Source organism: Pseudomonas sp. HMSC076A11 (genome assembly GCF_001810205.1).
Taxonomy (GTDB): domain Bacteria; phylum Pseudomonadota; class Gammaproteobacteria; order Pseudomonadales; family Pseudomonadaceae; genus Pseudomonas; species Pseudomonas aeruginosa.
Genome location: NZ_KV800285.1, coordinates 81737 through 90890 on the forward strand (window position 1 = coordinate 81737; position 9154 = coordinate 90890).

The 9154-nt window shown below is 70.1% G+C and carries 8 protein-coding genes; all 8 read left to right on the forward strand.

The annotated features are described in order from the left end of the window. Nucleotides 1-91: 91 nt before the first annotated feature. Entirely contained in the window at nt 92-598 is a 507-nt protein-coding gene (locus HMPREF2716_RS07525) for a sigma-70 family RNA polymerase sigma factor (RefSeq protein ID WP_003088185.1), read from the forward strand. Next, nucleotides 595-1545 carry a FecR domain-containing protein gene (locus tag HMPREF2716_RS07530; protein ID WP_004349338.1) on the forward strand — a complete coding sequence of 317 codons (951 nt, stop codon included), beginning with the start codon at nt 595-597 and terminating at the stop codon, nt 1543-1545. Before HMPREF2716_RS07525 ends, HMPREF2716_RS07530 begins: the two co-directional genes overlap by 4 nt. A 208-nt stretch (nt 1546-1753) precedes the next feature. Continuing rightward, complete coding sequence (locus HMPREF2716_RS07535) at nt 1754-4168, forward strand: TonB-dependent receptor (RefSeq protein ID WP_070621849.1); 2415 nt, start codon at nt 1754-1756, stop codon at nt 4166-4168. A gap of 40 nt (nt 4169-4208) precedes the next feature. After that, nucleotides 4209-5360: a PepSY-associated TM helix domain-containing protein gene (locus HMPREF2716_RS07540; protein ID WP_003088170.1), complete on the forward strand. Its 1152-nt coding sequence runs from the start codon at nt 4209-4211 to the stop codon at nt 5358-5360. Then, the gene (locus HMPREF2716_RS07545; protein ID WP_003088166.1) at nt 5357-5545 is read left to right on the forward strand and encodes a hypothetical protein; all 189 of its coding nucleotides are present in this window, start codon (nt 5357-5359) and stop codon (nt 5543-5545) included. Before HMPREF2716_RS07540 ends, HMPREF2716_RS07545 begins: the two co-directional genes overlap by 4 nt. Before the next feature lies 1 nt (nt 5546). Continuing rightward, the gene (locus tag HMPREF2716_RS07550) at nt 5547-6758 is read left to right on the forward strand and encodes an MFS transporter (protein WP_009877865.1); all 1212 of its coding nucleotides are present in this window, start codon (nt 5547-5549) and stop codon (nt 6756-6758) included. Then, entirely contained in the window at nt 6755-8395 is a 1641-nt protein-coding gene (locus HMPREF2716_RS07555; protein ID WP_070621850.1) for an alpha/beta hydrolase, read from the forward strand. Before HMPREF2716_RS07550 ends, HMPREF2716_RS07555 begins: the two co-directional genes overlap by 4 nt. A gap of 42 nt (nt 8396-8437) precedes the next feature. Continuing rightward, nucleotides 8438-8974, forward strand: coding sequence for an HIT family protein (locus tag HMPREF2716_RS07560; RefSeq protein ID WP_023132077.1), 537 nt, complete (start codon nt 8438-8440; stop codon nt 8972-8974). Nucleotides 8975-9154: the final 180 nt, after the last annotated feature.

Genomic DNA, 9154 nt, shown 5'->3' on the forward strand with positions numbered 1-9154 from the left:
GGCGCTGCGCCGCCGATCCGGGGGACTTGTAGGCATGCCCTCGCTGTAAGTAGTATGAGACTCATTCTCAATTACAACAGCGATCCCCTCCATGCCGCCGGCCGACGCCTCCCTGCACGACGCTGTGAGCCATCTCTACCAGGACCACCATGGCTGGCTGCAAGGCTGGTTGCGGCGACGCCTGGGCTGCGCGGAAAACGCCGCCGACCTGGCCCAGGACACCTTCGCCCGCCTGCTCGCCTCGCGCCGGGTACTGGATGCGCGCGAACCGCGCGCCTACCTGACCACCGTCGCCAAGGGGCTGATGATCAACTGGTTCCAGCGCCAGTCGCTGGAGCGCGCCTACCTCGATGCCCTGGCCAACCTCCCGGAAGACCTCGCGCCGCCGCCGGAACAGCGGTTGATGGTGCTGGAAACCCTGCATGAAGTAGACGCCCTGCTCGGCAGCCTGCCGGACAGGGTCCGCCAGGCGTTTCTCCTGGCGCAGATCGAAGGCCTGAAGTACGAAGCCATCGCCGAGCGCCTGGGCGTGTCCCTGGGTTCGGTCAAGCGCTACATGCAGCAGGCCTTCCGCCAGTGCCTGGAGCTGATGGAATGAACGCCGCGGACGAAGGCCGGATTCCCTCGCCGATCCTCGACGAGGCCGCCGAGTGGCTGGTGCGCCTGCAGGACAGCGGCTGCACCGACGACACGCGCCAGGCCTGCGCCCAGTGGCGGCAGCGCAGCCCGCAGCACGCCCATGCCTGGGAGCGCGCCGAGCGCCTGCTGCAATGCCTCGGCCGACTGCCGCCGGCGCTGGCCCTGCCGACCCTCGGCCGCGAGCACGGGCTGGACCGGCGGCGCGCGATCAAGCACCTCGCCCTGGTCCTCGGCGGCGCCTCGCTGGGGCTCGCCACCTGGCAGGCCGAACCGTTGCGCGACTGGCTGGCCGACCAGCGCACCGGCGTCGGCGAACAGCGCCGCCTGACCCTGCCCGACGGCAGCCTGCTGACCCTGAACACCGACAGCGCCGTGGACCTGGCCTTCGACGCCAGCCAGCGGCTGGTACGCCTGCTGCGCGGCGAGATCTTCGTCGATAGCCGCGCCGACCCGCGTCCGTTCCGCGTCGCCACCGCCGAAGCGCGGCTGCATGCCGGTGCCGCCCGCTTCAACGTACGCCAGGAGATGGCCGCGACCCGGGTCGCGGTACTCGCCGGGCGGGTCGAACTGAGCCCGCTCCACGGACGCGGGCGCTGGCTGGAAAGCGGCGAGTCGGTGCGCCTGGGCGCCGACGGCGAAGCGCGCCGGCTGGCCTTCGACGGCCTGCCGGACGCCTGGACCCGCGGCATGCTGATGGCCGACCGGATGCCGCTGGCCGAGGTGCTCGCCGAACTCGCCCGCTACCGTCGCGGCTTACTGCGCTGCGACCCGCAACTGGCCAGGCTGGCGGTGTCGGGCGCCTATCCGCTGCTGGACCTGCGGCGCACGCTGGGCATGCTGCAGGCCACCTATCCGCTGAAGGTGCGCGGGGTGACCGACTACTGGATCAGCCTGGTGCCGGCGTGACGGCGCGGCCGCCATCCCCGTGGCAACCGCCCCCTCGCGCCCACCCCGGCAGGCCGTCCGCCGTTGCGCCGGAACAGGCGTTGCCATCGACATACCGTGCTCCGCAGAAAAATAACCGCCTCGACCTGAGACCTTTTTCCTTCTCGGCTGGCATGTAGAGGAATCCGCCCCGACCCAAGGTCCGCAGAGACCACGAGGAACCCTGTACATGCCCGTACGCACGCTTCGCCCCCGTTCGCTGTCCCTGGCCATCCACGCCGCCGCCATGACCCTCGCCCTCGCCGGCGCGGCCCCCGCCCTGCTTGCCGCCGAGGCGCCCGCCGCCAGCTCGGCGCGCAGCTATGACATCGCCCCCGGCCCGCTCGGCCGTACCCTGTCGGCCTTCGCCAGCGACAACGGGGTATCCCTGGCGTTCGACCCGGCGCTCACCGAGGGTCGCCGCAGCGCCGCCCTGCGCGGCCGCTACGCGCCGGTCGAGGCGCTGCACCGCCTGCTGCTGGGCAGCGGCCTGGAGTTGCAGCAGCGCAGCGATGGCAGCTACACCCTGGTGCCGGCAGCCACCGATGGCGCGCTGGAACTGCAATCCTCGCTGATCACCGCCCAGGCCGCCGGTGCCGAGACCCTGCCCGCCGAGTACGCCGGCGGCCAGGTGGCCCGTGGCGCGCGCCTGGGCATGCTGGGCAACGCCGACGTGATGGATGCGCCATTCAGCATCACCAGCTACACCGCCAGGACCATCGAGCAGCAGCAGGCGCGCAGCGTCGCCGACCTGCTACAGGCCAACGATCCGTCGGTGCGGGTGGTCGGCGGGCGCGGCGACCTGGTGGACAGCTACACGATTCGCGGCTTCAGCGTGCAGAACGCCGACGTCGCCTTCAACGGCCTCTATGGCCTGCTGCCGTTCTGGCGGGTACCGATCGAGTTCGCCGAGCGCGTGGAAGTGCTCAAGGGACCGAACGCCCTGCTCGGCGGGATTTCCCCCGGCGGCAGCGTCGGCGGCACCATCAACCTGGTGCCCAAGCGCGCCGACGACCAGCCGCTGACCCGCGTCAGCGTCGACTGGACCCAGCGCGGCCAGCTCGGCACTCACCTCGACATCGGCCGGCGCTTCGGCGAGAACAACGCCTTCGGCGTGCGCTTCAACGGCGTCTACCGCAACGGCGATACCGCCGTCGACCATCAGAGCCGCGAGTTTCCCATGCTCTCCCTGGGCCTGGACTTCCGTGGCGAGCGCCTGCGCCTGTCCAGCGACCTGCTGTACCAGAAGGAAAGCCTGGAAGGCGTGGTGCGCCCGCTGCTGACCGGCCCGGGAACCACCCACATCCCCCACGCCCCGGACTCGAAGACACGCTTCGGCCTGCGCGATTCCTACCTGGACCAGGAGGATTACTCCATGGTCAACCGCGGCGAGTACGACCTCGCCGACAACCTGACGGCGTTCGCCAGCATCGGCGGCCGCCAGAGCAACTACGAAACCATCGCCGCCAACAGCATCCTCGTCGGCAACCAGGGCGATATCGTCAACAGCCTGGCACGCCAGCGCGGCGACCGCCGCACCTATTCCGCCGAGGTCGGCCTGCGCGGCAACTTCGACACCGGCCCGCTCCGCCACGACTGGACGCTCAGCGCCAACCGCCTGCACGAACGGCTGGGCATGGTCTACGCCTTCACCGGGGTGCAGCCGGGCAACCTCTACCAGACCTCGCCGCACACGCCGCTGCCGGACTTCTCCAGCCTCGACGGGAGCATTCCGAAGACCAATGAAACCGACCTCGGCGGCGTGGCGCTGGCCGACAGGCTGTCGTTCCTCGAGGATCGCGTGCAGGTCACCCTGGGCGTGCGCCGCCAGCAGATCGAGTCGCGCAACTACGACCAGACCAGCGGCGCGCGCACCAGCCACGACAAGCGGCACGTGTGGACGCCGATGGCCAGCGTGCTGGTCAAGCCGCTGCAGGACCTGTCGCTGTACGCCAACTACATCCAGGGCCTCAGCCAGGGCGAGGCGGCGCCGATGACCGCGGCCAACGCCGGCCAGGTGCTGGCACCGTACAAGGCCGAGCAATACGAGATCGGCGCCAAGTACGACCTGGGCGGCTTCACCACCACCCTGGCGCTGTTCGAGATCAGGAAACCGAACGCCTATACCGACGCCAGCAACGTCTTCCGCGCCGACGGCGAGCAACGCAACCGCGGCGTGGAGCTGAGCCTCTATGGCGAACCGCTGGACGGCGTGCGGGTGATGGCCGGCGCCACCTACATCAAGCCCGAGCAGAACAAGACCGGCGACCCTGCCAGCGAAGGCAAGGACGCGCCCGGCGTGGCCCGTCGCCAGGCCAACCTGGGGGTCAGCTGGGACACCCCATTCGTCGACGGACTGACCCTCGACAGCCGCTGGATCTACACCGGCTCGGCCTACGTGGACAGCGCCAACGCCCTCGCCGTGCCGCACTGGAACCGCGTCGACCTCGGCGCCGCCTACGCCTTCCAGGTCGCCGGCAAGCCGCTGGTGGCGCGCGCCAACCTGGAGAACGCGCTGGGCAAGGACTACTGGACCGCAGCCAACGGCTACCTGTCGATCAGCTCGCCGCGCACCCTTTCCCTTTCCCTCACGGCGGACTTCTGAGTCCGCCCCACCATAACCAGAAACCGCCGATGACCAGCCAATGACCGCGAAAACCCTGCGCACCTGGTACCTGGTGCACAAATGGACCAGCCTGATCTCCACGATCTTCCTGCTGATGCTCTGCCTCACCGGGTTGCCGCTGATCTTCCACGAGGAGATCGAGCACTACTTCGAGCCGCATCCGCAGCTCGAGCCGCTCACCGCCGAGTCGCCGCGCATCGACTACGACGACGTGATCGCCCGCGCCCTGGCCGCCCGGCCGGGCGAAGTGGTGCGCTTCCTGGTATTCGAAAAGGACGACCCGCTGGGCCTGGTGATCAGCGCGCCGAGCCTGGTACCGCCGCCGGAGAACGGTCACATGCAACCGTTCGACGCGCGCACCGGGGAATTCTTCGACGCGCTGCCGCCGCCGGGCGGCTTCATGTACCTGATGCTGAAGCTGCATACCGACCTGTTCCTCGGCCTGCCCGGCTACCTGTTCCTCGGCCTGATGGGCCTGCTGCTGGTGGCCTCGCTGGTGTCCGGGGTGGTGGTATACACGCCGTTCATGCGCAAGCTGGACTTCGCCACGGTACGCGCCGAACGCAGCCGTCGCCTGAAGTGGCTGGACCTGCACAACCTGCTGGGCATCGTCACCCTGTCCTGGGTACTGGTGGTCGGCGTGACCGGGGTGATCAACACCCTGGCCCTGCCGATCCTGATGCTCTGGCAAGGCGGGCAGTTGGCGGAAATGACCGCGCCCTACAAGGACGCGCCACCGCTACAGCGCCTCGGCTCGCTCGACGCGGCCCTGGCCACGGCACGCCGGGCGGCGCCGGACATGGAGGTCAGCTTCGTCGGCTTCCCCGGCACCCAGTTCAGCAGCCAGCATCACTATGCGGTGTTCATGCGCGGCAACACGCCGCTCACCGAGCGCCTGCTGAAGCCGGCACTGATCGACGCGCAGAGCGGCGAACTCACCGACATGCGCGAGATGCCGCTGTACGTGAAGACGCTCCTGCTGTCGCAGCCGCTGCACTTCGGCGACTACGGCGGCATGCCGCTGAAGATCGTCTGGGCGCTGCTCGACCTCGTCAGCATCGTCATCCTCGCCAGCGGTCTCTACCTCTGGCTCGGCCGACGCAAGACGCCATTGGAGAAGCGCCTGGCGGAACTGCCGGACGGCAGCCTGGCGACGGAGGGCAAGGCATGAGGCGCGGTCTCTGGATGATCTTCCGCTGGCCCCTGCTACTGGCCCTGCTCGGCCTCTTCGGGCTGCTCTCGGCGCTGCTCGGCGACGGCCTCTACGACCTGCTCTCCTGGCTCGCCCTGGGCACTCCGCTGGTGCTGGTCGGCTGGGTCTGGCTGCGCCTGCCGCGAACCCGAAGGAACCCCTGAGATGACCACCCCGCCGCCCTCCACCAACACCCTGGACCTGCGTCCGCTGATGTTCGAGACCTTCGTCTGCACCCTCGCGGTGATGTCCTTCGTCGCCCTGGTCGGCCCGCTCGCCCGCAAGCTCGGCCTGGCGCCCTGGCAGGCCGGCGCCGCGGTGACCGTCGGCGGCATCGCCTGGATGCTCGCGGCGCGGCCCTGGGGCATCGCCAGCGACCGGCATGGGCGACGGCGGATACTGCTCGGCGGGCTGGCCGGCTTCGCCCTCTCCTACGCCTCGCTCTGCCTGTTCATCGTGCTCGCCTTGCACTGGACGTTGCCGACCCTGCTCGCCTTCGCCGGTATCGTTCTCCTGCGCGGCCTCGCCGGCGGTTTCTACGCCGCGGTGCCAGCCTGCACGGCGGCACTGGTGGCCGATCACGTCGAGGCGCAACGACGCGCCGCGGCGCTGGCCGGACTCGGCGCGGCCAGCGCGATAGGCATGGTGATCGGGCCGGGGCTGGCCGGACTGCTGGCGACTCACGGGTTGGTCCTGCCGTTGCTGGTCACCGGCGCGCTGCCCCTGGTCGCCCTGCTGGCGCTCTGGCGCTGGCTGCCGCGCGAGGAGCGTCGCCAGCCGAACCGCGGCGCCGCCCTGGCGATCGGCGACCGCCGCCTGCGGCGGCCGCTGGCGGTGGGCTTCGTGGCGATGTTCAGCGTCACCGTGGCGCAGATCACCGTGGGCTTCTTCGCCCTCGACCGGCTGCGCCTGGATTCCGCCGACGCCGCGCGGGTGGCCGGCATCGCCCTGACCGCCGTGGGCGTCGCGCTGATCCTGGCCCAGCTCCTGGTGCGCCGCCTGGACTGGCCACCGCCGCGACTGATCCGGGTCGGCGGGCTGGTCGCCGCCATCGGTTTCGCCGCCGTGTGCTTCGCCGACTCGCCGCCGCTGCTCTGGCTGGCCTTCTTCGTCGCCGCGGCGGGCATGGGTTGGGTGTTCCCGGCAGTCTCGGCGCTCAACGCCAATGCCGTGCGCGCCGAGGAACAGGGTGCCGCCGCCGGCACCCTGGTGGCCGTACATGGCTTCGGCCTGATCAGCGGGCCGCTGCTCGGCGCGCTGCTCCACCAATTGGACAGCCGCGCCCCCTACGCGCTGGTCGGTCTGCTGCTGGCGCTGGCGGCGTTCTGGCCGAGCCAACCGACGCGCCCCGTGGAAACGAGGAGCGAAGCACCATGACCGCTGTCGACCTGCTGCTGGTCGCGACCCTGCTGGCGGCCCTGCTCGCCTGGTGGATACCCGCCCTGCCCGGCCGCCGTGGCCTGCTGGCGCTCGCCTCGACGCTGGCGCTCGGCGCCGGCCTGTACGCTGCATGGGACGACCGCTGGCAAGCCGGCGTCGGCGCCTTCGCCGGTTTCTCCCTGCTGCTCGGCGCCTGCCTGCGCCGGAAGCCCGTGCGCGGCCTGCCGTTCCGGACCGGTTCGCTATACGGCCTGCTGGTGCTGCTGGCAATCGCCGCGCTGTACCTGTTCCCGGTCGCGCCGCTGCCGGCGCCGAGCGGCCCCTATGCGGTCGGCGTGCGCGATTTCGAACTGGACGACCCCAGCCGGCCCGGCCTGCTCGGCGCCCCGGCCGGGCAGCCGCGGCGCCTGCTGGTACGCGCCTGGTACCCGGCACGCCCGATCGCCGGCGCCGCGCCGCGTCACTATTTCGACCCAGGCGAGGCGCGCAGCACCGCGCGGGGCTTCGGTGAAATACTCGGCTTTCCGCCGTTGCTCGCCTACCTCAAGCACCTGCGCACCAATTCCTATCCGGACGCCCCACTGCGCGACGACTCCGCTCGCCTGCCGGTGGTGTTCTACAGCCACGGCTACAGCGCCTTCGCCGGTGGCAACTGGACCCTGATGGAAGAGCTGGCCAGCCACGGCTACGCGGTCTACGCCATCCAGCACAGCGGCGACGCGTCGCCGACCCGCCTGCCCGACGGCACGCTGCTGCCCATGGACCCCGGGCTGGTCGAACACCTGCGCCGGGCCGCCCACGACGGCTTGCCGCAGGCCATGCGCCAGGGCTATGTCAGCGACGATCTCGACCAGCGCCTCGACGGCCAGTTGCACACCGCCCTCGACCTGCCCGCCCCGGCCAACCGCGCCGTCAACCTCAGCGCGCCGGTATGGCTGGCCGACCGCCTGTTCGTCCATGACCGCCTGCAGGCCGGCGAGGTCCCGGACAGGGTCGCCGACCTGGTGGCCGCCAGCGACTTCGCGCACACCGGCGAGATGGGCATGTCCTTCGGCGGCTCGACCACCGGCGCGGTCTGCATGGTCGACCGACGCTGCGCGGCGGCCGTCAACCTCGACGGCGGCGACTTCGACTTCGCGCCCTTCGATAGCGATTTCCCGGCACCGCTGCTGATGCTGCACGCCGACCTTGGCAACTTCTACCGGCTGTTCGGCATCGAACCGCCGGCCCGCCCAAGAAGCTTCAACGACTTTTCCTACGAACGCTTCGAGCACGCCGGCCAGCGCCAGGACATTCATCGCCTGGTACTGCGCGATTCGGCCCATGCCGGGCTTACCGACAATCCGCTGTTCATCCGCCGGCCGCTGCGCGACGGGCTGCTCGGCTCGGCACCGACGGAAATCCTCATCCAGGCTCCCAATACCCTGGTGCTGGGTTTCTTCGATCACTACCTGCGCGGCCGCGCCAACGACTTTCCGCAAGCGCAGATGGCGCGCTTCCCCGCCTGGCTGACGCGCTACGACAACTCGGCGGTGCGCGACTGGTGGCTGGCCAAGCCGGAAGCCCAGCGCCTGGCGCTGCGACAACGCATCGACGAAATGAAACGGCGCAAGACCGGGCTGGATCTTCCCTGACGACGGGTTACAGTGGGCGCCCCATCTGCGGAGCGCCGCCCCATGCATATCCCGCCCGAGCTGATCATCCACCAGACCCGCCACTGGACGCTGAACCAGCGGATCGACTCGGCCCTGCCCGGCTACTGCATGCTCGGCTCGCGGCAACCGGCGACGGCCTTCCACCAGTTGCCGGAACAGGCCCTCGCCGAATTCGGGCCGCTGCTGGCCAGGGTCGAGCGCGAAATGGACGCGCTGCTGCGGCCGCGACGCATCTATGTCGGCCGCTACGGCCACATGCCCGGCCTGCCGGTGCATTTCCACCTGATTCCACTGTACGACTGGGTCGAGGAACTGTTCTGGGAGGACACGCGCTACCGGACGCTCCAGCAGTTCGGCATGCCGACCGCCGAACCCCTTACCGATGGCGCCGAGCTGACCCTGTTCGTCTGGCGCGAATTCTGCGAACGCGCCGATCCACCGGCCGTGCGCGGCATGGATCGGCAACAGGCGATCGCCGGATTGCGCCGGGCATTCGGCTACGGCGTCCAACCCCGAACATCGCCTGGGCCGGACTCCGAGCCCGCGCAGGGCGCATGACCGCGTGCGGTTATCCACCGTGAAACGGATGGGTTCCAAGGCCGTGTGGGATGAATAACCGCGTGCGATTACCCACCATGAAACGGGTGGGCTTCGAGGCCGCGTAGGGCGAATAACCGCTTGCGGTTATCCGCCATGAAACGCCAGCGCAGCGGCGGATAACGCCGGTGGCGTTATTCG

Excerpts from the sequence above, each read along its gene's own strand:
- HMPREF2716_RS07560 (WP_023132077.1), top strand. The coding sequence starts at position 8,438 with ATGCATATCCCGCCCGAGCTGATCATCCACCAGACCCGCCACTGGACG.
- HMPREF2716_RS07535 (WP_070621849.1), top strand. The coding sequence starts at position 1,754 with ATGCCCGTACGCACGCTTCGCCCCCGTTCGCTGTCCCTGGCCATCCAC.
- HMPREF2716_RS07525 (WP_003088185.1), top strand. The coding sequence starts at position 92 with ATGCCGCCGGCCGACGCCTCCCTGCACGACGCTGTGAGCCATCTCTAC.
- HMPREF2716_RS07545 (WP_003088166.1), top strand. The coding sequence starts at position 5,357 with ATGAGGCGCGGTCTCTGGATGATCTTCCGCTGGCCCCTGCTACTGGCC.
- HMPREF2716_RS07530 (WP_004349338.1), top strand. The coding sequence starts at position 595 with ATGAACGCCGCGGACGAAGGCCGGATTCCCTCGCCGATCCTCGACGAG.
- HMPREF2716_RS07555 (WP_070621850.1), top strand. The coding sequence starts at position 6,755 with ATGACCGCTGTCGACCTGCTGCTGGTCGCGACCCTGCTGGCGGCCCTG.
- HMPREF2716_RS07550 (WP_009877865.1), top strand. The coding sequence starts at position 5,547 with ATGACCACCCCGCCGCCCTCCACCAACACCCTGGACCTGCGTCCGCTG.
- HMPREF2716_RS07540 (WP_003088170.1), top strand. The coding sequence starts at position 4,209 with ATGACCGCGAAAACCCTGCGCACCTGGTACCTGGTGCACAAATGGACC.